Annotated in this window: 26 protein-coding genes; 15 read left to right on the plus strand and 11 right to left on the minus strand. The window is 72.2% G+C overall.

Annotation, left to right across the window (positions count from 1 at the left end):
* Positions 1–17: 17 nt before the first annotated feature.
* Together ACPPVT_RS04770 and ACPPVT_RS04775 are read right to left on the minus strand one after the other, a co-directional pair.
* Positions 18–785: a thioesterase family protein gene (locus ACPPVT_RS04770; RefSeq protein ID WP_426565882.1), complete on the minus strand. Its 768-nt coding sequence runs from the start codon at positions 783–785 to the stop codon at positions 18–20.
* Entirely contained in the window at positions 782–2,197 is a 1,416-nt protein-coding gene (locus ACPPVT_RS04775; protein WP_426565883.1) for an MFS transporter, read from the minus strand. Before ACPPVT_RS04775 ends, ACPPVT_RS04770 begins: the two co-directional genes overlap by 4 nt.
* A gap of 45 nt (positions 2,198–2,242) precedes the next feature.
* Here ACPPVT_RS04775 and ACPPVT_RS04780 point away from each other — a divergent pair, with 45 nt between their 5' ends.
* From ACPPVT_RS04780 to ACPPVT_RS04800, 5 genes are read left to right on the plus strand one after another with little or no spacing between them, the layout of a single operon-like run.
* Positions 2,243–2,713: a winged helix-turn-helix transcriptional regulator gene (locus ACPPVT_RS04780; RefSeq protein ID WP_426565884.1), complete on the plus strand. Its 471-nt coding sequence runs from the start codon at positions 2,243–2,245 to the stop codon at positions 2,711–2,713.
* A 19-nt stretch (positions 2,714–2,732) separates the two neighbouring features.
* Positions 2,733–4,079 (plus strand): glutamate mutase L, encoded by a 1,347-nt coding sequence (locus ACPPVT_RS04785; RefSeq protein ID WP_426565885.1) that lies wholly within the window; start codon positions 2,733–2,735, stop codon positions 4,077–4,079.
* Positions 4,080–4,093: 14 nt separating this feature from the next.
* Complete coding sequence (locus tag ACPPVT_RS04790) at positions 4,094–5,212, plus strand: AI-2E family transporter (protein ID WP_426565886.1); 1,119 nt, start codon at positions 4,094–4,096, stop codon at positions 5,210–5,212.
* A 52-nt stretch (positions 5,213–5,264) separates the two neighbouring features.
* Positions 5,265–5,534 carry a hypothetical protein gene (locus ACPPVT_RS04795; RefSeq protein ID WP_426565887.1) on the plus strand — a complete coding sequence of 90 codons (270 nt, stop codon included), beginning with the start codon at positions 5,265–5,267 and terminating at the stop codon, positions 5,532–5,534.
* Complete coding sequence (locus ACPPVT_RS04800) at positions 5,531–7,252, plus strand: alpha/beta hydrolase (RefSeq protein ID WP_426565888.1); 1,722 nt, start codon at positions 5,531–5,533, stop codon at positions 7,250–7,252. The genes ACPPVT_RS04795 and ACPPVT_RS04800 overlap by 4 nt, the downstream gene beginning before the upstream one ends.
* On the opposite strand, the gene ACPPVT_RS04805 is transcribed toward ACPPVT_RS04800, so the two are convergent.
* Positions 7,222–7,962 carry an N-acyl homoserine lactonase family protein gene (locus ACPPVT_RS04805; RefSeq protein WP_426565889.1) on the minus strand — a complete coding sequence of 247 codons (741 nt, stop codon included), beginning with the start codon at positions 7,960–7,962 and terminating at the stop codon, positions 7,222–7,224. The genes ACPPVT_RS04800 and ACPPVT_RS04805 overlap by 31 nt on opposite strands.
* Before the next feature lie 61 nt (positions 7,963–8,023).
* On the opposite strand from ACPPVT_RS04805, the gene ilvA reads away from it, so the two are divergent.
* The 3 genes from ilvA to ACPPVT_RS04820 all read left to right on the plus strand — a co-directional run bounded on the left by ilvA (position 8,024) and on the right by ACPPVT_RS04820 (position 11,253).
* A complete protein-coding gene (gene ilvA / locus ACPPVT_RS04810) occupies positions 8,024–9,259 on the plus strand; it encodes a threonine ammonia-lyase (protein ID WP_426565890.1) in 1,236 nt (411 codons plus the stop codon).
* 174 nt (positions 9,260–9,433) lie between these two features.
* Positions 9,434–10,420: an ATP-binding cassette domain-containing protein gene (locus ACPPVT_RS04815; RefSeq protein WP_426565891.1), complete on the plus strand. Its 987-nt coding sequence runs from the start codon at positions 9,434–9,436 to the stop codon at positions 10,418–10,420.
* On the plus strand, positions 10,417–11,253 hold the full coding sequence (locus ACPPVT_RS04820) for an ABC transporter permease (RefSeq protein WP_426565892.1): 837 nt from the start codon (positions 10,417–10,419) through the stop codon (positions 11,251–11,253). Before ACPPVT_RS04815 ends, ACPPVT_RS04820 begins: the two co-directional genes overlap by 4 nt.
* Before the next feature lie 82 nt (positions 11,254–11,335).
* Here ACPPVT_RS04820 and ligD read toward each other — a convergent pair whose 3' ends face one another.
* A complete protein-coding gene (ligD, locus tag ACPPVT_RS04825; protein WP_426565893.1) occupies positions 11,336–12,319 on the minus strand; it encodes a non-homologous end-joining DNA ligase in 984 nt (327 codons plus the stop codon).
* A 76-nt stretch (positions 12,320–12,395) separates the two neighbouring features.
* On the opposite strand from ligD, the gene ACPPVT_RS04830 reads away from it, so the two are divergent.
* Together ACPPVT_RS04830 and ACPPVT_RS04835 are read left to right on the plus strand one after the other, a co-directional pair.
* Complete coding sequence (locus ACPPVT_RS04830; RefSeq protein ID WP_426567054.1) at positions 12,396–12,716, plus strand: ArsR/SmtB family transcription factor; 321 nt, start codon at positions 12,396–12,398, stop codon at positions 12,714–12,716.
* Positions 12,713–13,261 (plus strand): SRPBCC domain-containing protein, encoded by a 549-nt coding sequence (locus tag ACPPVT_RS04835; RefSeq protein ID WP_426565894.1) that lies wholly within the window; start codon positions 12,713–12,715, stop codon positions 13,259–13,261. The genes ACPPVT_RS04830 and ACPPVT_RS04835 overlap by 4 nt, the downstream gene beginning before the upstream one ends.
* A 195-nt stretch (positions 13,262–13,456) precedes the next feature.
* Here ACPPVT_RS04835 and greA read toward each other — a convergent pair whose 3' ends face one another.
* Both greA and ACPPVT_RS04845 read right to left on the minus strand, forming a co-directional pair.
* The gene (greA, locus tag ACPPVT_RS04840) at positions 13,457–13,945 is read right to left on the minus strand and encodes a transcription elongation factor GreA (RefSeq protein ID WP_426565895.1); all 489 of its coding nucleotides are present in this window, start codon (positions 13,943–13,945) and stop codon (positions 13,457–13,459) included.
* A gap of 181 nt (positions 13,946–14,126) precedes the next feature.
* On the minus strand, positions 14,127–14,531 hold the full coding sequence (locus ACPPVT_RS04845; RefSeq protein WP_426565896.1) for a DUF4307 domain-containing protein: 405 nt from the start codon (positions 14,529–14,531) through the stop codon (positions 14,127–14,129).
* Positions 14,532–14,659: 128 nt separating this feature from the next.
* Here ACPPVT_RS04845 and mca point away from each other — a divergent pair, with 128 nt between their 5' ends.
* Positions 14,660–15,529 (plus strand): mycothiol conjugate amidase Mca, encoded by an 870-nt coding sequence (mca, locus tag ACPPVT_RS04850; RefSeq protein WP_426565897.1) that lies wholly within the window; start codon positions 14,660–14,662, stop codon positions 15,527–15,529.
* A gap of 214 nt (positions 15,530–15,743) precedes the next feature.
* On the opposite strand, the gene ACPPVT_RS04855 is transcribed toward mca, so the two are convergent.
* Positions 15,744–17,111 carry a glycosyltransferase gene (locus ACPPVT_RS04855; protein WP_426565898.1) on the minus strand — a complete coding sequence of 456 codons (1,368 nt, stop codon included), beginning with the start codon at positions 17,109–17,111 and terminating at the stop codon, positions 15,744–15,746.
* Positions 17,112–17,113: 2 nt separating this feature from the next.
* Positions 17,114–17,914, minus strand: coding sequence for an FAD:protein FMN transferase (locus tag ACPPVT_RS04860; RefSeq protein WP_426565899.1), 801 nt, complete (start codon positions 17,912–17,914; stop codon positions 17,114–17,116).
* Positions 17,915–18,119: 205 nt separating this feature from the next.
* Here ACPPVT_RS04860 and ACPPVT_RS04865 point away from each other — a divergent pair, with 205 nt between their 5' ends.
* Positions 18,120–20,177 carry an ArnT family glycosyltransferase gene (locus ACPPVT_RS04865; RefSeq protein ID WP_426565900.1) on the plus strand — a complete coding sequence of 686 codons (2,058 nt, stop codon included), beginning with the start codon at positions 18,120–18,122 and terminating at the stop codon, positions 20,175–20,177.
* A 55-nt stretch (positions 20,178–20,232) separates the two neighbouring features.
* Here ACPPVT_RS04865 and ACPPVT_RS04870 read toward each other — a convergent pair whose 3' ends face one another.
* Both ACPPVT_RS04870 and ACPPVT_RS04875 read right to left on the minus strand, forming a co-directional pair.
* Complete coding sequence (locus ACPPVT_RS04870; RefSeq protein ID WP_426565901.1) at positions 20,233–21,699, minus strand: phytoene desaturase family protein; 1,467 nt, start codon at positions 21,697–21,699, stop codon at positions 20,233–20,235.
* Positions 21,700–21,764: 65 nt separating this feature from the next.
* Positions 21,765–22,460, minus strand: coding sequence for a helix-turn-helix transcriptional regulator (locus tag ACPPVT_RS04875; RefSeq protein WP_426565902.1), 696 nt, complete (start codon positions 22,458–22,460; stop codon positions 21,765–21,767).
* A gap of 102 nt (positions 22,461–22,562) precedes the next feature.
* Between ACPPVT_RS04875 and ACPPVT_RS04880 the strand changes: the two genes are divergently transcribed.
* From ACPPVT_RS04880 to ACPPVT_RS04890, 3 genes are read left to right on the plus strand one after another with little or no spacing between them, the layout of a single operon-like run.
* On the plus strand, positions 22,563–23,003 hold the full coding sequence (locus tag ACPPVT_RS04880; protein WP_426565903.1) for a hypothetical protein: 441 nt from the start codon (positions 22,563–22,565) through the stop codon (positions 23,001–23,003).
* Positions 23,000–23,635 (plus strand): GTP cyclohydrolase I, encoded by a 636-nt coding sequence (folE, locus tag ACPPVT_RS04885; protein WP_426565904.1) that lies wholly within the window; start codon positions 23,000–23,002, stop codon positions 23,633–23,635. The genes ACPPVT_RS04880 and folE overlap by 4 nt, the downstream gene beginning before the upstream one ends.
* Positions 23,628–24,848 (plus strand): NAD(P)/FAD-dependent oxidoreductase, encoded by a 1,221-nt coding sequence (locus ACPPVT_RS04890; protein ID WP_426565905.1) that lies wholly within the window; start codon positions 23,628–23,630, stop codon positions 24,846–24,848. The genes folE and ACPPVT_RS04890 overlap by 8 nt, the downstream gene beginning before the upstream one ends.
* Before the next feature lie 16 nt (positions 24,849–24,864).
* On the opposite strand, the gene ACPPVT_RS04895 is transcribed toward ACPPVT_RS04890, so the two are convergent.
* Entirely contained in the window at positions 24,865–25,752 is an 888-nt protein-coding gene (locus ACPPVT_RS04895) for a tryptophan 2,3-dioxygenase (protein WP_426565906.1), read from the minus strand.
* Positions 25,753–26,006: the final 254 nt, after the last annotated feature.

Here is a 26,006-nt window from a genome sequence, read left to right on the forward strand (position 1 = left end):
GGGGTGGTGCGTTTGCCTCAGGCCGGACGGCGCATCGAGAGCACCCGGCGGGTCTGGCGGGCCTCGGCCAGCCGAACGCCACGCTCGTCCCACAGGTGCGTCTCGTCGACGGCCCAGCCCTGCACCGACCAGAGGGTGCGCTGCTCCACCAGCACCCACGGCGAGCACGCCAGGTAGCCGCTGAGGTGGACGGTCAGGTCCACGCTCGGCACCGGCGCGGGGGTGGTCGCAATGCCGTACAGGCCGGGCGGCATCGCGTCGGCCAGCGTCACCAGATCGGCGTCGTCCGGCAGGTGGGCGTCCACGAACCGCACCCACGCCAGCAACGAGGGCTCGCTGCCACCCGCCAGCGGCAGCGCGCCGTCCGCCGTGCGGAACTCAAGGTGCTGCGCGAACGGCACCAGCTCGCGCGGCAGCTCGACCAGCGGACAGTCCAGCGCGGGCGGTACCCGGGGCGCAGGCTCCGGAGCCCAGGCAAGCCCGGGCTCACGGGCTGACCCGTAAAGCACCGTCGCGGTGGCCACCGTGTGGCCGTCCTGGACCGCGTCGACCCGGGTCAGGGTGCTCGCCCCGGACGTCGACACCGGCTCCGCGGCCAGCTCGACCAGCCGCTCGTCGACCGGCCGCAGGAAGTGCGCCGTGAGCGAGCGCAGCGCCGGCCGATGTCTCGACCCGCCCTCGGGCTCGGCGGCACGAGCCAGGTGACTGGCGACGAGCCCGCCGTGCGCCCCGACCCAGGAGAACCACGACCGGTCGAACTGGGTAACCCCCGCCGCGACGGTCACGACGTCGCCTGCGCGAGAACGGGAGCGGGCTCGCCAGCCGGCCGCCGGCTGGCATGCAGCAGCGCAGATCCCACTGCCGCAGCCAGCCCGAGCCCGGTCGCGACCCACCAGGATGCCTGGTACGCCGCCACTGCTGCCGGCGGCTTCCAGGCGGTGAGGATGGTCACCAGCACGGCCACGCCGACCCCGGAGGCGACCTGCCGGGAGGCGTTCAGCAGGGCCGAACCCGTTGCGGCACTGGCGTTCGGCAGTGAGGTGGTGCCGGCGGCCATCAGCGTCCCGAGGGCCAGTCCGACCCCGATCCCGCCGACCACCATCGCGGGCAGCATGTCGACCAGGTACGAGGGCTGCGGGGAGGCGGCCAGCGCGCGCCAGGCGAGTCCCGCGGCGAAGAGCAGGCTGCCGATGGTGGCGAGCGCACCCGGTCCGACTCGCTCGACCAACCGCCGGGAGGCGATGGTGGTCAAGGGCACCAGGGCCGGGCCGGGGGCCATCGCCAGCCCGGTGAGCAGTGGTCCGTAGCCCCAGATCTGCTGGCACCACAGGGCGTTCGAGACCAGCATGATCGCGAAGGCGATGCTGAACACGAACAGCGCGGCGTTGGCTCTGGCGAACCCGCGGGCGCGCACCAGCGCGGGCTCCACCAGTGGCACGGCCTGGGTCAGGCACCGCCGGACGACGACCGCCGCGCTCAGCGCCGCGACGAACAGCAACGACAGGGTGCCGACCGACGTCCAGCCCCAGGACGGTCCTTGCAGCAGCCCGGCGACCAGGGAGCCGACCGAGACCACCACCAGCACTGCGGCCACCGGGTCGGGCAGCGCAGTGCGCGGCTGCGCGGCCGCGTGCGGCAGGGTGCGACGTCCGGCCACCAGGCCGACCAGGCCGATCGGCAGGTTCACCAGGAACACCCAGCGCCAGCTGGCCTGGACCAGTAGCCCGCCGAGTACTGGCCCCGCCGCAGCCGCCAGGCCGCCCACCGAGGCCCACGCCCGGGTCGCGCGCACCCGGCCCTCGGGTGGCACGCCCGCCACCAGTAGCGCCAGGGACGACGGCAGCTGCATCGCGGCCCCGGCAGCCTGGACGACTCTGGCGCCGATCAGCACGTCGAGCGTCGGGGCGAGCGCGCAGGCCAGGGACGCGAGGGTGAACACCGCGGTGCCGAGCAGGAAGGTGCGGCGGTGGCCGTACCGGTCTCCGGCCCGGCCGGCTACGACGAGCAGCGCCCCGAGCGTGACGGCGTAGGCGTTCAGCACCCAGGAGACGTGGGCCAGCGAGCTGCCGGGGAAGGACTGCCGGATGTCCTCGAACGCGACGTTGACGATCCACAGGTCGAGGTTCGTCATGAACACCGCGAGGGCGACCACCGCGAAGATGGAACGGCTGCGTCGGTTTGATTTTCCAATCGACATGCGAGCACGCTAGCGCTCGTCGGTTTGATATGCAAACCTATAGGCGTGGATCGACTTTCGAACGTCCCTGGACGCCCCTGCGCCGCCGCCGCCGCCCTCGACGTGGTCGGTGACCGATGGGCCCTGCTGATCGTGCGCGAACTGCTGTTCGGCAACCACCGGTTCACCGAGATCGCCCGCAACACCGGTGCGCCGCGGGACCGCCTGGCCGCCCGGCTGCGCGACCTGGTCGAGGCCGGCGTGGTCGAGAAGCGGCAGTACCAGACCTCGCCGGAGCGCTTCGACTACCACCTGACTCGGTCCGGTGCGGACCTGGCCCCGGTGCTGCAGGCCCTGCTGGCCTGGGGTGATAGGTGGGCGGTGGACGACCCGCCGATGCAGCTGCGCCACCACGACCACGACCTCGTGCTGCGGCCGATCTGCACCACCTGCGGTGAGCGGGTGCGTCGCGACGAGGTGACCCGAGTCGGCCGGCGACCCGACTGGGACGAGGCCGGGCCGGTGTCCGTCCGCTGAGCGCCCGTAGGCTGCGCGCGTGACCCGCGTGCTCTGCGTCGACTTCGGCTCCACGTTCACCAAGGCGGCCCTGGTCGACTCCGACGACGGAGCCCTGGTGGCCACCGCTTCGCACCCCACCACGATCGCGACGGACGTGCTGGACGGCTACCACGCGATCCGGCAAACCCTTGCGGGCGAACGGGTCGAGGAGGTGCTGGCCTGCTCCAGCGCGGGCGGCGGGTTGCGCCTGGCCGTGGTCGGCTACGAACAGCTCGTGACCGCCGAGGCCGGGCACCGGGTGGGCCTGTCCGCCGGCGCCCGGGTCGTGCACGTGGCCGCCGGCGAGCTCACCGCGGACGGAGTGCGCGAGCTGCGCGAGAGCCGGCCGGACGTCGTCCTGCTGGTCGGCGGGACCGACGGCGGCAACGCAGAGGTGCTGTGCCACAACGCCCGCAGGCTCGGCATCGGCCGGCTGTCGGCCCCGGTCGTGCTGGCCGGCAACATCCAGGCGGCCGCGCAGGCAGAGCACGAGCTCACCTCGCGAGGGCGCCGGGTCACGGTGACCGCGAACGTGTTGCCGAGGATCGGCGTGCTGGACCCAGAGCCGGCCCGCGCAGCGATCCGTGAGGTGTTCATCCGGCACGTGATCGGCGGCAAGGGGCTGTCCAAGGGACCCCAGTTCGCGGACATGGTGCGGGCCGCGACGCCGGATGTCGTGCTGGCCGGGGTCAGCGTGCTCGCGGACGGCGGCCCAGGCGTCGCCGGACTGGGCGACGTCGTCGTGGTGGACGTCGGCGGGGCGACTACGGACGTGTACTCGGCGCTCGCACCCGAGGGTGAGGACGCTACCCTGCACAAGGAGGTCGTGGCCACGATGTGGCACGCTCGCACTGTCGAGGGCGACCTCGGAATGCGCTGGAACGCAACAGGTGTGGTCGCCGCCGCGCGCGCGGAGCACCTGCCGGTCGACCACCACCTGGCGGGGTACGCCGACCGCGTCCAAGCCGAGCCCGGCTACCTGCCGGGTCTCGCGTCCGAGATCCGCTACGACCTCCGGTTGGCCGAGCTCGCGGCGACCGTGGCCCTGCGCAGGCACGGTCGAGCGGCCAACCCTTCCGCGGCGCCCAGGCCGCTGCGTGACGTTGCGCTGGTCGTCGGCTCAGGCGGGGTGCTGCGCCACCACGACGACGCCGCGCGAGCCCAGGTGCTGGCGCCCGCCGTGAGCGACCATGGCGGTGGGTGGCGGGTTCCGGAGCAGGCGAGGCTGGCTGTGGACGACCGCTACGTGCTCTTCGCCGCCGGGCTGCTCGCCCCGCACGCGCCCGGCGCGGCCGCGGGACTCGCGTCCGGCTCGTTGCGTGAGGTGCCGCGCCTGGGCCGGTAGGACAGGATGGCCAGGTGAGCAGCCGCAGGCCGGACGACGACACCATCCCGTTCGGCATGCGTGCCACGGCCGCCTGGGCCTGGCGACTGCTGGTGATCGCGGCCGCGTTGTACGTGCTGCTACGGCTGCTCAGCCTGTTCATCGTGCTCGTCGCGCCGGTGCTGATCGCGTTGCTGTTGGTCGCGTTGGTCCGGCCGCTGACCGACCAGCTCTCCCGGGTGATGCCCCGCGGTATCGGCGCCCTCGTCACCGTGCTCGCGGTGATCGCCCTGGTAGCCGGGCTGATCACCTTGGTCAGCACCCAGGTGGCGAGCGGCTTCCCCGAGCTCCAGCGGCAGGCCGAGGCGGGCGTCCAGGAGGTCCGCGAGTGGCTGGCCGGTCCGCCGCTGCGGCTCACCACGGACCAGCTCGGGCACTACCTGGACCAGGCCAGGGCCAGCATCTCGGGCAGCGGCAACTCCATCGTCACCGGAGTGTTCGCGGCCACCTCCACGGCCGGGCACGTGGTCGCCGGCGTGTTCATCGCGCTGTTCTCCACCTACTTCTTCCTCGCCCAGGGCGAGAGCATCTGGCATTGGGTGCTCGGCGTGCTGCCTCGCGCCTCGCGCGGCCGGCTTGACGTCGCCGCCGAGCGCGGCTGGGTCACCCTCACGTCATTCGTGCGGGCGACGGTGCTGGTGGCCCTGGTCGACGCGGTCGGCATCGGAACGGGCGCGGCGCTGCTCGGCGTCCCGCTCGCGGTGCCGCTGGCCGTGTTGGTGTTCCTCGGCTCGTTCATCCCGGTCGTCGGCGCCCTGATCTCGGGCTCGGTGGCCGTGCTCATCGCGCTGGTGACCGGCGGGCTGGTCAAGGCACTGCTGATGCTGGCGGTGGTGATCGGGGTGCAGCAGGTGGAAGCCCATGTGCTGCAGCCGTTCCTGCTCGGTCGCGCGGTCAGCGTGCACCCCCTCGCGGTGATCCTCGGGATCGCGGCCGGCGCGTTGGTGGCCGGCATCCTCGGCGCCCTCTTCGCGGTGCCCCTGATCGCGGTGGGCAACACGATGCTGCTGTCGCTGACCGGTAACGACCCAGCGCCACCGCAGGAGCCGATCCCACCGAAGGCTGTGGACGACGCGAGCGCCACCGACGCCTGACCCGGCATGATGGTTCGGCGGCGTGGGGCCGATCGCAACCGGAAGGCCCGCAATGCCGTCGCTCCCGCCGCCCGTCCCTTTCGGCTACCCGGGCCTCGTGGTGCTCGACGCCGCACCCTGGGTGGTTCGGCTCCGGGCCGCCGCCGGCGAGGTGGGCGAGGTGAGCGCGGCACTGCGCCGCCGGGCGGGCTCGGCGGGTCTGGCGGGGCCGGCTGGTGAGGCGCTGGCCACTTTGGTGGCGGACGTCGCGCGGCTGGCCGACGAGCTGGCCGCCGGGTGCGGGTCGGCGGCCGATGCGGTGGCCCGTCAGGCCGGCGCGTGAGGCCGGTCGAGGTCGACGGCTACGCCCTGGGCGGGTTCGCCGAGGCGGTTGCCGGGCTGGCCACCCGCCTCGAGCAGGCGACCGGGACTCTCGTCGCTCTGCCGGCCCACCCGGACGTCGCCGCGCTCGCGCAGCCCTGGGCGACCCGGCTGGCGCTCGGCCGCGAGCTGCTGCTCACCCGGCTGCGGTCGTTGGCCCGGGTGGTGCTGCTGGCCCGACGCGCCTACCGCACGGTGGAGGACGAGGTCGCGGCGTCCTTCGTCGGGCCGGCGCGGATGGCGGAGCCGGCGGTGAGTGCCGACAACCTGCTGGACCTGCTCGGTCTCGCGTCGGCCGACCAGCTTGAGGCACTGCTCGTCGCGAGCCCGGCGCTGGCCATGGTGGTGGTCGACGAGCCCGGCCGCCCGCCAGGCGGTTCGGACGCCGACCAGCTCGACGCGCTGCTCGCCGGCGGCGCTGCGCAGGTGCGCGTGCACGAGTTCCTGGTCGGGCTCGACGGCGATCGACTGGCCCGGCTGGCGCTGCTGCACCCCGCGCTGCTGTGCCGGGTGCCGTCGGCACCGGTGGCTGCCCGCTGCCGGGCCGCCCGCGTCCTGGTGGCGGCCGACCTGGACGTGCTGCTGACCCGGCGAGCGGCGTTGCCGGTCGGGTCGGCCCGCCGCCAGGTGGACCGCCAGATCGCCCAGCGCCGCGAGTGGCTCACCGGCACCGTCGAGGTGCGGGACGCCCAGGGCCGCGTGGTGCGGCGCCGGCATCAGCTGCTGGACTTCTCGTCGAAGGGTGACGGCCAGGTCGTCGAGCTGCTGGGTGACGCGCGGCGGGCCCGCCACCTCGCGGTCTTCGTGCCGGGCACCGGGAGCGACCTCGAGCGAGAGCCCGGGTCGGTGGACCGGCTGCTGCCGTTCGTCCGGGCCGACCCCGGCCTGGCCGTGGTGCTCTGGCAGGGCGCGGACTTCCCGGACCAGCCGTTCGACGACGGGTTCCTCCCGCTGCGCCGACATGTGCTGGCGGCCGGCTACCGCGATGCTGCGGACGTCGCCGGGCCGGCCCTCGCGCGTGACGTGGCCGGGCTGCGGCTGTCCATGCCGCAGCCTGCGGACGACCTGACGGTGCTCGGTCACAGCTACGGCGGCTCGATCGTCGGGGCCGCGCAGGTGCATGGACTAGTGGCGGACCGGGTGGTGCACATCGCCAGTGCGGGCGCGTTCGTGTCACACGTCGCGCCGGGTGGAACGAGTGCGCCGCGGGTGTTCTCGATGACCGCTCCGGACGACCCGATCCAGCTGGCCCAGGGGTACGGCCTGCGCGACGCGGCCTCGCGCTGGCGTGCGATGAGCCCGCGCTGGCTGGTCCCGGCCGCACCGGTCGTGGGTGGCGCCGTCCACCTCGTGCCGGACGGGTCGGCGATCGGGCACGGCCTCGACCCGGACCGGCTGCCCGGGGTGGTCCGGCTCGACACCGGCAGGTTCGACGACAGCTGCCGGCTGGTGCGCGGGCACACCGGTGTGTTCGCGCCGGGCACCACGGCGTGGCGGAACCTGCTGGCAACCATGGACGGCGGGCGGGTCGAGGTGCTCGAACCCAGCAGGTGGCGCACGCACCTCGAGCCGGCTGGCATCCGGCTGGGGGGTGGCGGTGCCTGGCTGCCGCGGTACGTCGTCGACCGCACCCCGTGGAGCGACCCGACCTACCGACCGCCGACGCTCGACGTGCGATGAGGCGCCCGGCTCGGCTCCCAGACCGCCTCGTCGTGCGCGAACAGCACTCGTCGCGGGTCCAGAGCGAGGATCTCATCCATCCAGGCCGGGTAGCTCGGTGCGGCGGCTGTCTCGTTGCCGTCCGAGCCCGGCCAGCTGGCGGCCAGCGCGTGCGCCGTGAAGTCGCTGGCGTGGTCGTGCGACTGCCCAGCCAGCACGACCGTGCCGTCGTCGGTCTGCACCGCCAGCGACTGGTGTCCGGCGGTATGGCCGGGGGTGGCCAGCACGCGCACGCCAGGGAGGAGCTCCGCCGCGCCGTCCAGCAGCTCGTACCGGACTCCAGGGAAGTCGACCAGCTCGGGCAAGGTGTAGTCCGCGCCCTCGGCCAGCTCGCGTTCGGTGCGCTGTGCGAAGACCGGAACGCCGGCCAACAGCGGGTTGCCCCCGCAGTGGTCGAAGTGCAGGTGGCAGTTCACCACCAGACGCACGTCGTCCAGCGACACCCCGCGGGTGCGCAGCGCGGCGCGCAGGTCGGTGCGCCACGGCCGGTAGTGCGCGTCCACCTCGGGGTGCGAGCCCATCCCGGTGTCCAGCAGCAGCAGCCCCTCCGGGTGGTGCACCAGGTAGGCGAGCACCACCTCGACGCGGGGCTGTCCGTCGACGGTCTCGGACCCCGGCCGCAGGAAGCCGCCGAGCCCGAGCCGGTCCACCCTGGTGGCACGGTTCGTCATCTGGGCAGTGTCGCACCGGTCGGCTGCCGGACGGCGTCGGCGACGTGCCACACTCGCGCGCATGGCATCGACGACGCTGCCCGTGACCCTGGACGACGTGCGGGCCGCCCGCGAGGTGCTCGAGGGTGTGGTGCGACCGACCCCGCTGGAGTTCAGCCGGGCCCTGTCCGACCGGGTCGGCGGGCCGGTCTTCCTCAAATGCGAGAACCTGCAACGCGCGGGATCGTTCAAGATCCGCGGTGCCTACACCCGTATCGCCCGGCTCAGCGAGGACGAGAAGCGGCGTGGGGTCGTCGCCGCCAGCGCCGGCAACCACGCCCAGGGCGTGGCGCTCGCGGCCCAGCTGCTCGGGCTGCGCTCGACCGTCTTCATGCCGACCGTGGCACCGATCCCGAAGCTGCTGGCGACCCGCGGCTACGGCGCGCACGTCGAGCTGGTCGGCTTGACCGTGGACGAGGCCCTGGTCGCGGCGCGGCGGTACGAGCAGGAGCGGGGAGCGGTCCTGATCCACCCGTTCGACCACGTCGACATCGTGGCCGGCCAGGGCACCGTGGGCCTGGAGATTGTCGAGGAGTGCCCGGATGTGCGCACGGTGCTCGTCTGCACCGGCGGCGGCGGGCTGCTCGCCGGCATCGCCACGGCGATCAAAGGGCTGCGCCCCGACGTGCGGGTCGTCGGTGTGCAGGCGGAGGCGGCGGCCGCCTACCCGGCGTCCCTGGCCGCCGGCCGGCCGGTGCCGCTCGCGCGGATGGCCACGATGGCGGACGGGATCGCGGTGGGCTGCCCCGGCGAGGTGCCGTACGCCCTGGTCAGCGAGCTGGTGGACGACATCGTCACGGTGAGCGAGGAGTCCCTGTCGCGGGCCCTGCTGTTCCTGGTCGAGCGGGCCAAGCTGGTGGTCGAGCCGGCCGGGGCCGCGGGCGTCGCGGCTCTGCTCACCGACTCCGCCTCCGGTCGTCCGTCCTCGTTCGAGGCTCCGGTCGCGGTCGTGCTGTCCGGCGGCAACATCGACCCGCTGCTGCTGCTGCGGGTGCTGCGGCACGGCATGGCGGCGGCCGGGCGCTACCTGCAGTTCCGACTGCGGGTGCCGGACCGTCCGGGATCGCTGGCCGCGCTGCTCGCCGTGCTCGCCGAGGTCGACGCGAACGTGCTGGAGATCGAGCACGTGCGCACTGCTTCGACGCTGCACGTGGACGAGGTCGAGATCGCTCTGCAGCTCGAGACCAAGGGCGCCGACCACAGCGAGCAGGTGCTGAAGACGTTGCGTGACATCGGGTACCCGCTGAACTTCAGCTGAGGCAGCTTCGTCCTGTTGGCGCGGGGCGCTGCAGCCGACCTGGCGTCGGGCCAGGCGAAATTGCGATGAGTTCTGCGGCGTTGTTCGGTCTACTGGACGACGAGTCAGCCAGCTGAGCAAGGAGTCTCCCGTGAGCGATCTCGAGTTGTCGGTGGTTCGTGGAAGGCTTGTCACATGACTGATGCAGTGGTCGCTCGCGATCTGGTGAAGAAGTACGGCGACGTCACGGCGTTGGGCGGTCTCAGCCTGACCGTCCCTGCCGGCACGGTGCTCGGGCTGCTGGGGCCGAACGGCGCCGGCAAGACGACGACGGTGCGGGTGCTGACCACCCTGCTGCAGCCGGATTCTGGCAGCGCCGAGGTCGCCGGGGTCGACGTGCTGTCACATCCGCGCGAGGTACGCCATCGGATCGGCCTGAGCGGGCAGTACGCCGCCGTCGATGACTACCTCAACGGTCGAGAAAACCTTGAGATGGTCGGCAACCTCTACCACCTGGGTCGAAAGCAGTCGAAGCTGCGCGCTGTCGAGCTCCTCGAGCGGTTCAACCTCAGCGATGCGGCGAGCCGGCCCGTGAAGACGTACTCGGGGGGCATGAGGCGCCGGCTCGACCTGGCCGGCGCACTGGTCGCCGACCCGTCGGTGCTGTTCCTGGACGAGCCGACGACCGGGCTCGACCCGCGCGGACGCAACGACATGTGGGAGGTCATTCGCGAACTCGTCGCCGGCGGTACGACGCTGCTGCTGACGACGCAGTACATGGAGGAGGCGGAGCAGCTCGCGCACAACATCGTGGTGATCGACCGCGGGAAGATCATCGCCGAGGGCACCGCGGACCAGCTCAAGAGCCAGGTCGGAGGGGAACGCCTCGAGGTGGTCGTCGCCGACCCGACGAGGCTCAGCGAGGCGCGTGAGCTGCTCGTCCGGGTTGGCACCGGCGATCCGAGCACCGACGAGCACACGCGCACCATCAGCGTTCCGGTGGGCACGGGTACGGCCAGTTTGATCGAGGGGCTGCGAGAGCTGGACGGCGCCGGCATCGCGGTCAGCGACGTCGCGCTGCGGCGTCCGACCTTGGACGACGTGTTCCTGACCCTGACCGGCCACATGGCCGAGGACGACCAGAGCACGGCGTCAGACGACAACAAGGTGGCAGCACGATGACCTCGACGACCTTCGAACCGACCGCGCCGAGCTCGGGCTCACTCTCGGCCCTGAGTGACGGCCTGGTCGTCGCCAAGCGGAACCTGATCAAGATCAAGCGGGTGCCCGACCTGCTGGTGTTCACCACGTTGCAGCCGATCATGTTCGTGCTGCTGTTCGTCTACGTCTTCGGTGGCGCCATCAAGGTGCAGAGCAGCAGCTACAAGGAGTTCCTGATCGCCGGGATCTTCGCGCAGACCGTCACGTTCGGTGCGACGCTGACCGGCGCCGGCCTGGCCGACGACATGCAGAAGGGCATCATCGACCGGTTCCGGTCGCTGCCGATGTCCCGCTCGGCCGTGCTGATGGGTCGGACCGTCAGCGACGTGGCCAACAACCTGCTCGTGGTGGTCGTGATGAGCCTGACCGGTCTGGTGGTCGGCTGGCGGATCCGCAGCTCGTTCCTCGACGCGATCATCGGCTACCTGCTGCTCCTGCTGTGGGCCTACGCGTTCAGCTGGATCATGGCCTACGTCGGCCTGCTGGCACCGAGCCCCGAGGTGGTCAACAACGCCGCGTTCATCGTCATCTTCCCCGTCACCTTCATCGCGAACACCTTCGTGCCGCTGGAGAGCCTGTCCGGGGTGCTGAAGACGTTCGCGGCCTGGAACCCTCTGTCGGCGGTCACTCAGGCGTGCCGGGAGTGGTTCGGCAACATCCCGGCCGAGGTGCCGACGCCCGACTACTGGTCGCTGCAGCACGCTACGACGTACTCGCTGATCTGGATCGCCGCCATCCTGGTGATCTTCGTCCCGCTGGCCACCCGGCAGTACAACCGCGCCGCCAGTAAGTAGTCGCCAGGCGCGGGCGGCCCGGTCGCCGTCGCCGGAGTGTCCTGATCAGTCAGCGGGGGACGCGGGCGCCGTCCTGGTCGACCTAGTCCGGGTCGCCGACGTCCGGATCGCCGACGTCCGGGGCGCCTTCGCGCTCGTCCCGGTCGGCCCACTCCAGCAACGGTTCGATGGAGTGCGCCACGTCGTCGATCCCGGCGTGCAGGTCGCCGAGCTCGGCGAACCGGGCCGGTACCGTCGCGATCGTGAAGTCGTCCGGCTCGACGTCGTCCACCTCGTCCCAACGGATCGGCGTCGAGACGGTGCCGGTCGGCGTACCGCGCACCGAGTAGGCGCAGGCGATGGTGTGGTCTCGCGCATTCTGGTTGTAGTCCACGAACAGCGAGGTCGGGTCGCGGTCCTTGCGCCACCAGGTCGTGGTCACGTCGTCCGGGCTTCGCCGTTCGACCTCGCGGGCGAACGCGAGGGCGGCCCGGCGGACGTCCGTGAAGCCCCAGCGCGGCTCGATCCGGACGTAGACGTGCATGCCGTGGCCGCCGGAGGTCTTCGGGAACCCGACGACCCCGAGCTCGTCCAGCACCTCATGCGCGACGTGCGCGACCCGCCGCACGGTCGCGAAGTCGCACTGCGGCATCGGGTCCAGATCGATCCGCCACTCGTCCGGCTTCTCGGTGTCGGCTCGGCGGGAGTTCCAGGGGTGGAACTCCACGGTGCTCATCTGCACCGCCCAGATCACGCTGCCCAGCTCGGTGACGCACAGTTCGTCGGCGGTGCGGTTGTACCGGGGAAAGTGCACGCGGACCGTCTCGACCCACGGCGGCGCGCCGTGCGGCAGCCGCTTCTGGTGCACCTTGTCGCCGGCCAGCCCGTCGGGGAAGCGGTGCATCATGCACGGCCGCTCGCGCAGCGCCCGGACGATGCCGTCGCCGACCGAGAGGTAGTACTGCACCAGGTCGAGCTTGGTCGCGCCGGTGGCCGGGAAGTAGACGCGGTCGGGGTTGCTGACTCGCACCTCGCGGTCGCCCGCCTCGACCTCGATGGCCGGGCTCTTGGATCCGCTGGACGCCATGGTCGTCAACGTAGTGGCGGACGCCGACACCGCGCAGGGCTTGTCATGTGACCTTTTGGTCACCTATCATCGAGACGTGACCGACGAGGACCTGGTGTTCAAGGCACTCGCTGACCCGACCCGCAGGCTGCTGCTGGACCGGCTCTTCGAGCGTGACGGCCGCACGCTCACCGAGCTGGTGTCCGAGCTGGAGATGACACGGTTCGGGGTGATGAAGCACCTGCGCGTGCTGGAGGACTCGGGGCTCGTCACGACGCGCCGATCTGGCCGGGAGAAGCTGCATTTCCTGAACCCGGTCCCCATCCGGTTGATCCACGACCGCTGGATCGACAAGTACACCGAACGCCGGGTGTCTGCCTTGGCAGACCTGAAGGCAGAGCTGGAGAGCGAAGCATGAGCACGCAGACGACGAGCGAGGCCGGCGCCGACCAGGCGACGACGACGCAGGTCTACAAGATCTACATCAAGGCGAGCCCGCAACGGATCTGGGACGCCATCACCCAGCCGGACTGGAACTCCCGGTTCGGGTACGGCGGGCGCGGAAGCTACGACCTGCGCCCGGGCGGCCGGTACGAGGCGTTGGCTTCCGAGGAGTTCAAGGCCGCGGCCGCAGCAGCCGGGCAGCCGTGCGGCGACGTCGTCGTGGACGGCGAGGTCATCGAGGCCGACGAGCCGCGCCGCCTCGTACTCAGCTGGCGGATGCTGATGGACCCCGAGATCGCCGCCGAGGGCTTCACCCGGCTGACCTACGAGATCCGCGAGTGGGACGGCTTCTGCTCGCTCACCGTCACGCACGAGCTCGAGAACGCGCCGAAGCTGGCGATGATCGTCGGCGGCATGTTCGAGGGCGAGGGCGCCGGCGGCGGGCACGCCTGGATCCTCAGCGACCTCAAGAGCCTGCTGGAGACCGGCGGACCGCTCGCCGAACCGCGAATCAGCTGACCGCCGTCCGACGTCCGAAGTTGACCACGTTATGTGCCTCTACGCCTGCTTACCTAGGCGGAGAACCCTCGTGAAGCGGGTCTACGCCCACTTAACGTGATCAACGTCGGGGGCGCCGCGCGGGCGGCTGGCGTGGCACGCAGAACGCCTCCCCGCACAGAGTGCGCGGGGAGGCGTTCGACGTCCCGGTCGCGCTCAGCCGGTGTAGGGCTTGGCGTCCAGGATCTTCACCGGCACCTGCTTGCCGCTCGGCGCGCTGTAGGCCGAGCTGTCACCGACCTTGAGCCCGACGATGGCGGACCCGAGCGGCGACCGCTCGCTGTACACGTCGAGTGAGTCGTCCGAGACCTCACGGCTGCCGAGCAGGAAGCGCATGGACTCGCCGCCGACCTCGGCGGTCACGACCATGCCCTGCTCGACGACGCCGTCGTCCGCGGGGCGCTCACCGACCGTGGCGCTCTCGAGCAGCTGGTTGAGCTGGCGGATGCGGGCCTCCTGCTTGCCCTGCTCCTCCTTGGCGGCGTGGTAGCCGCCGTTCTCCCGCAGGTCGCCCTCTTCGCGCGCCGCCTCGATCCGCTTGGCGATCTCGGTTCGTCCCGGCCCCGCGAGGTGGTCCAGCTCGGCCTTCAGCCGGTCGTACGCCTCCTGGGTCAGCCAGGTGACGCTTGCGCTGGTCTCGGTCACGGTCTCTCCTTGCATCACGTACGTACTTCGTGCGTGTCGAACCGACCGATCCTGCGGCGGCAGACACGAGACCAGGCCCCGTTCTCGGGGCCTGATGTCACGAGGGGAAGCGGCCAGGATACCAAGACGAGCCCGGATTCGCCGGTCCGAGGCCCGTTCGGGCGTACCCGGTCGCAGCGGGTCAGTGGGCCACTGCGCAGTGGTCGACGAGGCCGGTGACCGCCTGCGCCGACGTCCGCACCTGGTCGGTGCGCCGGGTCACCTTCGCGCTCGACGGACCGACCGTGACCTGCGCGATCCCCACCGCCGTCTTGTTGCGGTCCAGCGCCCGCACGGTGCACACGGCGGTGGCGGACGGGTCCTTGCCGACGTCGTAGGTGACGTCGACGGCGGTGTCGCCGTGGATCACGAACCCGACGTCCGACCAGCGGACGTCGGCACCGGCCTGCCCGAGGCCGGCCCAGACCACCCAGGCCAGCGCGGCGAGCACCGCGACGCCGCCGGCGACCAGCGCGAACCGCCGCCGAGCCGGCGAGGGCACCCGCCCGTACCGCCCGGGGGGCAGCGGCCGCCGGTCGGTCGTCATAAGGTCCTCGGGGTGGTCGGGTCGTGCGTTGTCGGGCCGGGCTGACACCATTGTCACGCACCTGCGAGGCGCCAGTCGTCCGGGAGCGCCCTGTGGACCCGATCCGGTACCTGACCGAGGAGCCTGACGTGAGCGAGCAGCTGCGGCTGATGGCCGTGCACGCGCACCCTGACGACGAGTCGAGCAAGGGGGCTGCGTCCAGCGCGTACTACGTCAGCAAGGGCGTCGAGGTGCTGATCGTGAGCTGCACCGGCGGCGAGCGCGGCGACATCCTCAACCCCCGACTGAAGGACGATCCCGAGATCCTGCGGGACATGACCGAGTACCGCCGCCACGAGATGGCCAAGGCCGTCGAGATCCTCGGGGTGCAGCACACCTGGCTGGGCTTCGTCGACTCCGGCCTGCCCGAGGGTGATCCGCTGCCACCGCTGCCTGCGGGCTGCTTCGCGCTCGAGCCGCTCGAGACCGCCAGCGAGCCGCTGGTGCGGCTGATGCGCGAGTTCCGCCCGCACGTGGTCACCACGTACGACGAGAACGGCGGCTACCCGCACCCGGACCACATCAGGTGCCACGAGGTGTCGGTCGAGGCCTACCACGCGGCCGGGGACGCCGAGCGCTACCCGCACGCCGGGCCGGCCTGGCAGCCGAGCAAGCTCTACTACAACCAGACGCTGTCCCGGGGCCGGATCTTCGCCTTCCACGAGGCGATGAAGGCCGAGGGCCTGGACTCGCCGTACGAGGAGTGGATCAGCCGCTGGGAGGAGCGTGGCGAGCGGCCGATCACCACTCGGGTGCCGTGCGGGGAGTTCTTCGAGGTGCGTGACCGGGCCCTGCTCGCGCACGCCACCCAGGTCGACCCGGACGGCAGCTGGTTCTCCGTCCCGCTCGACATGCAGCGCCGGATCTGGCCGACCGAGGACTTCGAGCTCGCGCACAGCCACGTCCCGGTGAGCCTGCCCGAGGACGACCTGTTCGCCGGCATCGAGCCCGGCCGATGACGACCGGCTCGGGGTCGCTGACCTTCATCGGCACGGCCACCACCACGCCGTCACCGGGGCCAACCGGCCCCGATCCCGACACGGTCACGCCAGGGGTGGCCGGCTTCCTCGTCGTGTTCGTGCTGGCCATCGTGGTCTGGCTGCTGATGCGCAACATGACCGGGCGGCTGCGCCGGATGCGCCTGCGGGAGGAGCAGGCCTACCGCGAGGGGGCCTACGGCGAGGACACCGGCTCGTCAACGGGCGACGGCACCGGCTCGCCGACCGGCGACGGCACCGGCTCGTCAACGGGCGACGGCACCGGCTCGCCGACCCGCGACGAGGGCGGCACCTGAGCCGGCTGAGCGCCGAACACCCAGGTCCGCAGCAGCACGAACCGCAGCACCGTGGCGACCGCGTTGGCCGCGACCAGGCAGCAGAGCTCGAGGGTCCGCCCGGCGTCCGGGGCCAGGCTGTGCACCGCCGCCAGCGTTCCGCTGGTCACCGCCAGCCCGACACCGAAGACCACCAGCCCCTGGGCTTGGTGCCGTCCGGCGTCCTCGCGCCCGGTGACGCCGAACGTGAAGCGCCGGTTCGCCCCGGTGTTGGCCACCGCAGTGGCCAGCAGGGCCAGCAGGTTGGCCCATTGGGCACCGGCCGCGGGCCGCAGTGACCAGAACAGGACCGCGTACGCGAGCGTGCTGAGCAGCCCGATCGTGGCGAAGCGCAGGCTCTGCGCGGCCAGTCCCGGCCCCGGTACGTCGGGTGCCAGCGGCCCGCGGCCGAGGCTGGCCCGCACGCCGGCGATCGGCACGCGGCCGGCTGACAGCCCGCGGCCGAGCCGGACGATTCCGCGCAGGTCGTCCACTGCGGTCTGGACGACGTCGACCCGGCTGTCCGGGTCGTCCACCCAGTCCACCGGGACCTCGTGCACCCGCAGGCCGCATCGTTCGGCGAGCACCAGCAGCTCGGTGTCGAAGAACCAGCTGGTGTCCTCGACCAGTGGCAGCAGCTGTTGGGCGACGTCGCGGCGGATCGCCTTGAAGCCACACTGCGCATCCCGCACCGACGTCGCCAGGGTGGCCCGCAGCAGGACGTTGTAGCAGCGCGAGATCACCTCGCGTCCTGGCCCGCGAAGCACCCGGCTGCCCCGGCTGAGCCGGCTGCCGATCGCCAGGTCGGAGTGTCCGGACACCAGCGGGGCCACCAGCGGGAGCAGCGCGGCCAGGTCGGTCGACAGGTCGACGTCCATGTACGCCAGCACGTCGGCGTCCGAGTCCGCCCACACCGTGGCGAGCGCGTAGCCGCGACCCTTGCGGGGCAGGTGGACCGCGTGCACGTCGGGCAGCGCACCGGCCAGCCGCAAGGCGACGTCGTACGTCGTATCGGTGCTCGCGTTGTCGGCGATGGTGATCCGGAACCGGTAGGGCAGGGACCGGGTCAGGTGCTCGTGCAGCCGCTCGACCGAGGCCGCCAGCACGTGCTGCTCGTTGTGCACCGGAACGACGACCTCGACCAGCGGCAGGCGTCCCTGGCCGACGGCGCTATCCGGGTCGTCGGGGCGCAGCGTGGCCGTCGGCGGTGGGGACGCGATGGCGGTCATGGTCAGGCCGCCACGTTGGTGCGCAGGGCCGCCGGTTCGAACGCGCCGACCTGGACGACGGAGCCGTCCGGCCGGGTCAGCCGCGCGTTCGCGTGGTGGCGGGCCAGCCACGCCTCGGCCCGCTCGCCCAGGACCGCGGCAGCGACGGCCTGCCCGCTCGCGGTCCGGCAGGTGGCGGCGCTGACCTCGATGCGCGACCAGGTGCCCGGGGCGGGCCGGCCGGTTCGAGGGTCGACGACGTGCCGGGGGTCGGTGGTCGCCTGCCCGTGGCCGATGGTGGCGGCCCGGCCGCCCAGGTGGACGAGGACGTCGGCTCCGGTCAGCTGCGCCGCGACCAGCGCGATGTCGTCCAGGCCGACGGCCAGCGCGCAGGCCCGCAGCTCCAGGGTGCCGCCGGCGGGAACGGTCAGCCGCGCGCCGTCCAGCCGGACTCGGCGCCACCCGCCACCCGCGGCCGGACCGGTCACCTTGCCGCACACCGGGATCCAGCTGCGCTGCCCGGTCGTCCGGCTCACCCGCACGGTGGGGTCGACCAGGCCGTCGGTGCGGGCCGCCATCTCCAGCGACGCCTGCACGACTCGCGCCAGCAGTGGGCTGACGTCGACCGGACGCCCTGCGGCACAGGGGATGCGGTGCACCTCGGCGCGTGCGGACTCGCGGTGGCAGGCCCGGCCGAGGGTGTCCAGGTGGCGCTGGGCGATCTGCCGCGCCGCGCCGAGGGCAGCTGGGTCGCTCACCTCGATCCACCCGGTGTCATCCCAGGCCGTGAGGGTTGCTCGATTCGTCGCCCTGCTGCTGGCCATGGTGTCCTCCTGGGGGTCCGGCTCGTGTCGATGGCTTCACCGTGGTCCGCGCCGCTGGACGTCGAACCTGTTGGGGCTGTGCGCTTACTGGGAGTCCGGACCGAGCCCCGCGATCCTCAGCCAACGTCCAGCCGACGCACCGTCTGCGCCCACCGAAGCCGGACAGCGTGGATCTCGAACCCGTCCCGAGACCGGAGGCCTTGACATGTCCACTCCTGCACCTGCGTTGCCCCGCAACGCAACCCCGGTGCCCGACGTCCGAGCCCACGAGCCGCCAGGAACGAGACGCTCGCCCGGGCGGCTGTGGCGCGGACGCCCCGATGACCCTGCCTGGGTCCGGCCCGGCCTGCTCGCCCTGCTGGCCGCTACCGCCGTTCTGTATCTGTGGCACCTCGGTGACTCAGGTTGGGCCAACTCCTTCTACTCCGCTGCGGCGCAGGCTGGTTCGCAGTCCTGGAAGGCGATGTTCTTCGGCGCCTCGGACGCGGCGGGCTCGATCACGGTGGACAAGACGCCGATGTCGTTGTGGGTGATGGCTGCGTCCGTGCGGGTGTTCGGGCTCAGCTCGTGGAGCATCCTGGTGCCGCAGGCTCTGATGGGGGTCGCCGCTGTCGGCCTGCTCTACGCCACCGTGCGGCGGGCGTTCTCGCCGGCCGCCGGACTGATCGCCGGCCTGGTGATGGCTACGACACCCGTTGCGGCGCTGATGTTCCGGTTCAACAACCCGGACGCGCTGCTGGTGCTGCTGCTGGTCGGTGCCGCGTACGCGACGCTGCGAGCGATCGAGCGCGCCGGCACCGGCTGGATCGTCTTCGCCGCAGTCCTGGTCGGCTGCGGTTTCATGACGAAGATGCTGCAGGCGCTGCTGGTGGTACCGGTGCTGGTCGGCGTCTATCTGGTGTGTGCTCCGACGACGCTGCGCAGGCGCATCGTCAACCTGCTGTGGGCCGGACTCGCGCTGGTGGTCGCCAGCGGCTGGTGGGTCGCGATCGTCACCCTGGTGCCGGCCGGCGCCCGGCCGTACATCGGCGGGTCGCAGAACAACAGCATTCTCGAGCTCGCCCTGGGCTACAACGGGCTGGGCCGGTTGAGCGGCAACGAGACCGGCAGCGTGGGCGGCGGCAACACCGGCGCCAACGGCGGCGGCAACTGGGGCGCAACGGGTCTGACCCGGCTGCTGAGCGGTGAGAACGCCGGGCAGGCCGGCTGGCTGATCCCGACCGCGCTGGTGCTGCTCGTGGTGGGTCTGTTGCTTCGCGGGCGGGCGCCGCGCACGGACCGCCAGCGCGCCGCGTTCCTGGTCTGGGGCGGTTGGCTGCTGGTCACCGGGCTGACGTTCAGCCTGATGCAGGGGATCTTCCACGTCTACTACACCGTCGCGCTGGCGCCGGCTATCGGTGCGCTGGTGGGGATGGGCGCCGTCGCCCTCTGGCGGGCTCGGGGGGTGGTCTGGTCGGTGGTGCTCGGTGCCGTCGTCGCCGTCACAGCAGCCTGGTCATGGTCGCTGCTGGGCGACGCCAGCGGTTGGCACCCGTGGCTGCGCTGGGTCGTCCTGGTGCTCGGTCTTGTTGCCGGTGTCGTGCTGATGGCCCGGGAGTGGTTGTCCAGCCAGGTGTGCAGCGCTGCCGCCGTGGTGGCGCTGGTCGCGGTACTGCTCGGGCCGGTGGCCTGGACGGTGAACACGGTCGCCACCCCGCACGCCGGGTCGATCGTCACCGCAGGCCCTGCCGTTCAGGACGCAGGTCTCGGCGGCGGACCCGGCGGCGGACCCGGTGGTGCACCCGGTCGCGCTGGTGGTCCCGGCGGTGGCTTCCCCGGCGGCACGGGCGCCACGGGCGGTACTGCCGCTCCGACCGGCGGCGGCGGTGGCATGGGCGGACTGCTGAACGCCAGCGCTCCGAGCGCCGAGGTGGTCACCGCGTTGCAGCAGAACGCGTCGTCCTACAGCTGGGCCGCCGCGGCCGTCGGGTCGCAGACGGCGGCGGGCCTGCAGCTCGGCGCCGAGGTCCCGGTGATGGCGATCGGCGGCTTCAACGGCAGCGACCCGTCGCCGACGCTGGCCCAGTTCCAGCAGTACGTCGCCGAGGGCAGGGTGCACTACTTCGTGGGCAGCGGCTCCAGCCGGGGCGGCGGCCTCGGCGGCGCCGGCTCCAGCACCGGCGGGAGCTCGGCGTCGTCCGAGATCGCGGCCTGGGTGGCGGCGAACTTCACCGCCACCACGGTCGGCGGCGTGACGCTCTACGACCTGACCGCCACCGGTTGATCAACAGTCACAGACGGGGCACTGCGAACGTCCGCAGTGCCCCGTCTGTGACGGGTCAGGGGAGAGCGCGGACCAGGTCGAGCGGGTCGCGCCGGTCGCCGAACACCTGCCGCAGCGCACGCGAGGCGGCGTGCAGCCCGGCCATCCCGTGCACCGCCGGCCCCGGCGGCGTCGACGCCGAGCACAGGTAGGTGCCCGCCAGCGGCGTCCGGTACGGGTCCCAGCGCGGCGCCGGCCGCATCACCATCTGCCACGGCGTCGGGGCACCGGAGGCGATGTCACCCCCGACGTAGTTCGCGTTGTGGTCGGCCTCCTGCGCCGCGGTCATCACCGAGCGGTGCAGGACGACGTCCCGGAAGCCCGGCGCGAAGCGCTCGACCTGGGCGGTGACCTGCTCGCCGAGGTCACGCGTCGAGCCGTTCGGCACATGCGCGTACGTCCACAGCGTGTGCTGCCCGGACGGCGCTCGCCCGGCGTCCACCACGCCCGGTTGGGAGGCCAGCACGAACGGTCGCTCGGGGTGCCGGCCGGCGTGCACGTCGGCCTCGGTGGCGGCCATCTCGGCCCGGGCGCCGCCCAGATGCAGGGTGCCGGCGAGCTCGACGCCGGCTGCGGCCCACGGGACCGGGGCGCTGAGCGCGAAGTCCACCTTGCAGACCCCACCGCCGTACCGGAACCGGCGCAGCCACCCCTCGTACGACGCGGGCAGTGAGCCACGGGCCAGCTCGAGCAGCCCGCGAGGACTGACGTCGAGCAGCACCGCCCGGGCCGGCGGCAGCTCGGCCAGCGACGCCACCGGCGTGCCGGTGCGAATCCGTCCGCCGCCCGCGACGACTGCAGCTGCCAGCGCGTCCACGATGGACTGGCTGCCGCCGCGCGGGATCGGCCAGCCCACGCCGTGGGCGAGCGAGGCCAGCAGCAGACCGGCGCCGGCCGGGGCCAGCCGGCGCGGCGGCGAGATGGCGTGCGCGCTCACCCCGGTCAGCAGCGCGGGAGCGAACTCGCCGGTGAAGCGACGGTTCCAGGCGGGCGAGCCCTGCTCGAGGATGCGGGTGCCGAGCCGCAACAGGGTGCCCAGGTGCAGCGGCGGCCGCCGGAAGTCGGACAGCAGCAGCTCGACCACCTCCTGCCAGCGCTCGGCGAGCGGCTGCAGCAGCGAGCGCCAGGCCGCGCCGTCCGCGCCGAGGCCGTCCACCGTGCGGTCCAGGTCCCGCCAGGCCAGGGCCGCGACCTCGCCGTCCAGCGGCTGCGCGTAGGCGACCTCGGGCTGCAGCATCTCGACGCCGTGGCCGGCCAGGTCGAAGGCCTGGAAGAAGGGCGAGGCCACACCCATCGGGTGCACCGCCGAGCAGACGTCGTGCCGGAAGCCGGGGAGCGTGAGCTCGCTGGTTCGCGCGCCGCCGCCGATGGTCGGCGCCGCCTCGATGACCTCGACCTGCAGTCCGGCCGCGACCAGGACGACGGCAGCGGCCAACCCGTTGGGACCCGCGCCGACCACGACGGCGTCGAGCGGCTCGTCCACCGGGTCCTCCCTCGTGCGCCTGGCGGCCGGTGCGCCGCGTCGTCGCGAGCATAGGCGGGCCGGACTCAGCCGGGCAGCGGCGCCTGCCCGACTACGACGCAGCATCGACCGGGCGCAGGGTCCAGCCGGGGCCTGGCGTTCTCACAGCCCAGCCCGTCGACGACGCCGTCCAGCAGCGCGAGGTTCATCCCGCAGACGAGGTCGCGGTGCTCGTCCACCAGTGCGTCGAAAGGGCAGTTGCTCAGCTCGACGTCGTCGCCGACCCGGCGCGGTTCGTAGCCGTGCTCGTGCACGGCCGCGCTGACCCGGTCCAGCTCGTCCGTCCCGGTGGCCGACGACTGCGCGCCGAGCCGTTGGCCGGTCCGCTGCGCGACGTCCCGCACGCAGTCCAGCACGGGCAGGTCGCGGGCGGCCGCGGTCGAGACGGCGCTGGCCAGCAGCTGGCCGGCCAGCTCGTAGCGACGCCGGGGCAGGGACAGCTCGACCTGCCCGGCCGAGCGCCGGTAGAGCTTGGACGGTCGTCCGGCACCCGGCCCGGTGCGCCCGGACAGCCGCCGGAACTCGGTGGCCAGCAGTCCCTCCTCGACCAGCTTGTCGAGGTGGAACTTGGCGGTGTGGCCCGGGACCCCGGTCGCGTCGGCGGCCTCGACCCGGCCGACGGCGTCCGGGGCGCTCGCGACGTACTCGTACAGGGCACGGCGCACCGGCTCGGCGAGCAGGCTGACCCGGTTCACCTGGGTCTCGAAGTCCTGGTCGGACACGGTCGACCTCTCTAACGGAGATGGCAGTTGACGAAAGAGTGCTTGGGCCCTAACGTCCACCATAGTCTCCTTTACAAGCGACGTCACCACCTGGAGGAACCCGTGGACACCAACCGCACCGCCCCCGCCCGACCGCTCGTGCTCGACGACGACGACCTCGCCTCCAACCCCAGCCGTCAGGCGTTCATGCTGCTGCGGACCCTCTTCACGGTCGCGCCCATCCTGTTCGGCCTGGACAAGTTCACGAACCTGCTCACCGACTGGACCCAGTACCTGGCTCCGTGGATCAACGACCTGGTGCCCGGAACCGCCCAGCAGGCGATGTACGCCGTCGGGATCATCGAGGTGGTCGCCGGAATCACCGTCGCCCTCGCACCGAGGTTCGGCGCCTACCTGGTGGCCGCGTGGCTGGCCGGGATCATCGTCAACCTGATCAGCCTCGGCTACTACGGCGACGTGGCCCTGCGGGACTTCGGCCTGCTCGTCAGCGCGCTCGCGCTGGCCCGGCTGGCGGCCGCCCACCGTGGGCCCAGCCGGCGATGACTGCCCAGCCGACCCCGCTGGTCCGGCGCCATCCGGTCGACCCCGGCCCGCCGGTGGCTGACGTCGCAGCCGCCCGCCGCGCGGCCCACGACCTGCTGGTCTCGCTCGGGCTGCCGGTCGACAGCCCGGCCATGGCCGACACCCCGCGCCGCATGGTGGGTGCCTACCTCGAGATGCTCACGCCGCGTTCCTTCGACCTGACCACGTTCGACAACGACGAGGGCTACGACGAGCTGGTGCTCGCTCGCGGCATCCCGGTACAGGCGCTGTGCGAGCACCACCTGCTGCCGTTCGTGGGCGTGGCGCACGTCGGCTACCTTCCGCGCGACCGGATCCTCGGCCTGTCCAAGCTGGCCCGGGTGGTCGAGCTGTTCGCCCGCCGGCCGCAGGTGCAGGAGCGGCTCACCAAGCAGGTCGCCGACTGGCTGGACGACCAGCTCAGCCCACGCGGGGTGGGCGTGGTGATCGAGGCCGAGCACAGCTGCATGACCTTGCGCGGGGTGCGGGCGGCGGACACCAGCACGATCACCTCGACGCTGCTCGGTACCCTGCGCGAGGACCCTCGGTCACGGGCGGAGTTCCTCGCCCTGACGACCGGCGCACCTCGCTACCCCGGAGGACCACATGCCTGAGCAGCAACCGATCGTCGTCGTCGGAGGTGGGCTGGCCGGCGGCAAGACCGTGGAACAGCTGCGCGAGAAGGGCTACGCAGGCCCGCTCGTGCTGTTCTCCACCGAGCCGCACCTGCCCTACGAGCGACCGCCGTTGTCCAAGGGCTACCTGATGGGTGAGTCCGAGCGGGACGAGGTGTTCGTGCACGACGCGGTCTGGTACGACGAGCACGACGTCGAGCTGGCGCTGAGTGAACAAGTGGCCTCGGTGGACCTCGCGGCGCACCAGGTGCGCACCACCTCAGGACGCGTGCAGGGCTACTCGAACCTGGTGCTGGCCACCGGGTCCGAGCCACGTCGGCTCAACCTGACCGACCTGGACGCCGCGCACGTTGCGCGGGTGCTCACGCTGCGCACGCTGGACGAGAGCGAGAGCCTGCGCGAGTGGTTGCGGCCAGGCGTCCGGCTGGTCGTGGTCGGCGGCGGCTGGATCGGCCTGGAGGTCGCCTCCGCGGCCCGCAAGGCCGGTGCGGAGGTCACTGTGCTCGAGCTGGATCCCCTTCCGCTGCAACGTGTCCTGGGCGCACAGGTGGCCGAGGCGTTCGCGGCCAAGCACCGCCGCGAGGGGGTCGACCTGCGGACCGAGGTCACGGTGGCCGGCGTGGTCGCGGACGGCGAGGGGCTGCGGGTCGACCTGGACGGGGGTGACGCGGTGGGCGCGGACGTCGTGTTGGTCGGCATCGGCATCAGCCCGCGCACCGAGCTGGCCGAGGCGGCCGGCCTGGACGTCGACAACGGTGTCGTCGTGGACGGCCGGCTGCGTACTTCGGACCCGGACGTGTTCGCGGTCGGCGACGTGGCCAACGCGCCCTACCCGCGGCTGGGACGACGGCTGCGCGTCGAGCACTGGGCGGCTGCGCTGAACCAGCCAGAGGTCGTGGCCGGCGTGATCGCCGGCGGTGACGCGACGTGGGACCTGCTGCCCTACTTCTTCACCGACCAGTATGACTGGGGCATGGAGTACCACGGGTTCGCCGACCCGAGGAGCCAGCGGGTCGTCGTCCGGGGCGACCTGGCCGGCGGCGAGTTCGTCGCCGCCTGGCTGGACGACGAGGGCGCGGTCACCGCGGCCATGCACGTCAACCAGTGGGACGACGGCGACGCGGTCAAGGAGCTGGTCGGCACGACCCTGGACGCCGAGCGGTTCACCGACACCGGCACCCCGCTCGGCTGAGCGGGTCGGCGTCGTCCTACAAGGGTGCGGCGCCGACGTCCTGGATCTCCCCGCGCACGGCGTACAGCTCGGGGAAGAACGTCAGCTCCAGCGCGCGGCGCAGGAACGGCACCCCCGACGAGCCACCCGTGCCCTGCTTGGAGCCGATGATCCGCTCGACGGTCTTCAGGTGCCGGAACCGCCAGAGCTGGAAGTTGTCCTCCAGGTCAATGAGTTCCTCGCACGCCTCGTACGCCATCCAGTGCTCGCGCGAGCGCTCGTAGATCGTGGTGAACGTCGGCACCAGGTCGGGGTTGAACCGGTAGGGCTTTGTCCAGTCCCGGTCGAGCAGCTCGGGCGGAACCGGGTGGCCCATCCGGTGCAGATACGCGAGGAACTCGTCGTACAGGCTGCGCTCGTGCAACAGCTCGCGCAGCATCTGCTGGGCCTGCGGGTGGTGGTCGAAGACGTCGACCATGTCCTTGTTCTTGTTGCCGAGGATGAACTCGACCGCCCGGTACTGCCAGGACTGGAAGCCGGAGGACGACGCCAGGAAGCTTCGGAACTCGGCGTATTCGCTCGGGGTCAGGGTGGCCAGCACCGACCACTGTTCGGTCAGGGTGGTCTGGATGTGCTTGACCCGGGCCAGCCCCTTGAGGGCGGGCCGCAGGTCGTCCACGCGCAGCAGCTGCCGGACGGCGCGCAGCTCGTGCAGCATCAGCTTCAGCCACAGCTCGGACGTCTGGTGCTGGATGATGAACAGCAGCTCGTCGTGCCGCTGCGGCACGCTCAACGGGTGCTGGGCGGACAGCACCTGATCCAGGTGCAGGTAGTCGCCGTAGGACATTGCGGCGCGGAAGTCGCGCTGGACGCCCGGCTCGAGCTGGCGCTGGGCGGACGTCGGAGGTTGGGGCTCGTCGGGCATGCGCGCAGGCTATCGCCGCGCCTGGCCCCTGGCTCCCGCCCACCCGGCCGCGCACTCTCCCCACTTGTGGCGGGTTGTGGGGGTCTCAACCGCCGCTGAGACCCCCACAACCCGTCACAAGTGCAGAGACGAGGCGCCACAAGTGCGGGGGATCGGGCGCTCAGAAATGGGCACCCATCCGGGACCGCCCCGGCGGCGAACACTCGCCGTGGAGTATTTATCGCGACGCGGTTGCATTAAGCCCCTGGCTCTGG

Origin of the sequence: Angustibacter sp. McL0619, from assembly GCF_049994355.1 — a bacterium.
GTDB lineage: Bacteria > Actinomycetota > Actinomycetes > Actinomycetales > Angustibacteraceae > Angustibacter.

What these genes read in the sequence shown, in the direction of transcription:
- ACPPVT_RS04775 (WP_426565883.1), bottom strand. Translation starts at nt 2,197, where the DNA reads ATGTCGATTGGAAAATCAAACCGACGCAGCCGTTCCATCTTCGCGGTG.
- ACPPVT_RS04795 (WP_426565887.1), top strand. Translation starts at nt 5,265, where the DNA reads ATGCCGTCGCTCCCGCCGCCCGTCCCTTTCGGCTACCCGGGCCTCGTG.
- ACPPVT_RS04805 (WP_426565889.1), bottom strand. Translation starts at nt 7,962, where the DNA reads ATGACGAACCGTGCCACCAGGGTGGACCGGCTCGGGCTCGGCGGCTTC.
- ilvA (WP_426565890.1), top strand. Translation starts at nt 8,024, where the DNA reads ATGGCATCGACGACGCTGCCCGTGACCCTGGACGACGTGCGGGCCGCC.
- ACPPVT_RS04815 (WP_426565891.1), top strand. Translation starts at nt 9,434, where the DNA reads ATGACTGATGCAGTGGTCGCTCGCGATCTGGTGAAGAAGTACGGCGAC.
- ACPPVT_RS04820 (WP_426565892.1), top strand. Translation starts at nt 10,417, where the DNA reads ATGACCTCGACGACCTTCGAACCGACCGCGCCGAGCTCGGGCTCACTC.
- ligD (WP_426565893.1), bottom strand. Translation starts at nt 12,319, where the DNA reads ATGGCGTCCAGCGGATCCAAGAGCCCGGCCATCGAGGTCGAGGCGGGC.
- ACPPVT_RS04835 (WP_426565894.1), top strand. Translation starts at nt 12,713, where the DNA reads ATGAGCACGCAGACGACGAGCGAGGCCGGCGCCGACCAGGCGACGACG.
- ACPPVT_RS04845 (WP_426565896.1), bottom strand. Translation starts at nt 14,531, where the DNA reads ATGACGACCGACCGGCGGCCGCTGCCCCCCGGGCGGTACGGGCGGGTG.
- ACPPVT_RS04855 (WP_426565898.1), bottom strand. Translation starts at nt 17,111, where the DNA reads ATGACCGCCATCGCGTCCCCACCGCCGACGGCCACGCTGCGCCCCGAC.
- ACPPVT_RS04860 (WP_426565899.1), bottom strand. Translation starts at nt 17,914, where the DNA reads ATGGCCAGCAGCAGGGCGACGAATCGAGCAACCCTCACGGCCTGGGAT.
- ACPPVT_RS04865 (WP_426565900.1), top strand. Translation starts at nt 18,120, where the DNA reads ATGTCCACTCCTGCACCTGCGTTGCCCCGCAACGCAACCCCGGTGCCC.
- folE (WP_426565904.1), top strand. Translation starts at nt 23,000, where the DNA reads ATGACTGCCCAGCCGACCCCGCTGGTCCGGCGCCATCCGGTCGACCCC.
- ACPPVT_RS04890 (WP_426565905.1), top strand. Translation starts at nt 23,628, where the DNA reads ATGCCTGAGCAGCAACCGATCGTCGTCGTCGGAGGTGGGCTGGCCGGC.
- ACPPVT_RS04895 (WP_426565906.1), bottom strand. Translation starts at nt 25,752, where the DNA reads ATGCCCGACGAGCCCCAACCTCCGACGTCCGCCCAGCGCCAGCTCGAG.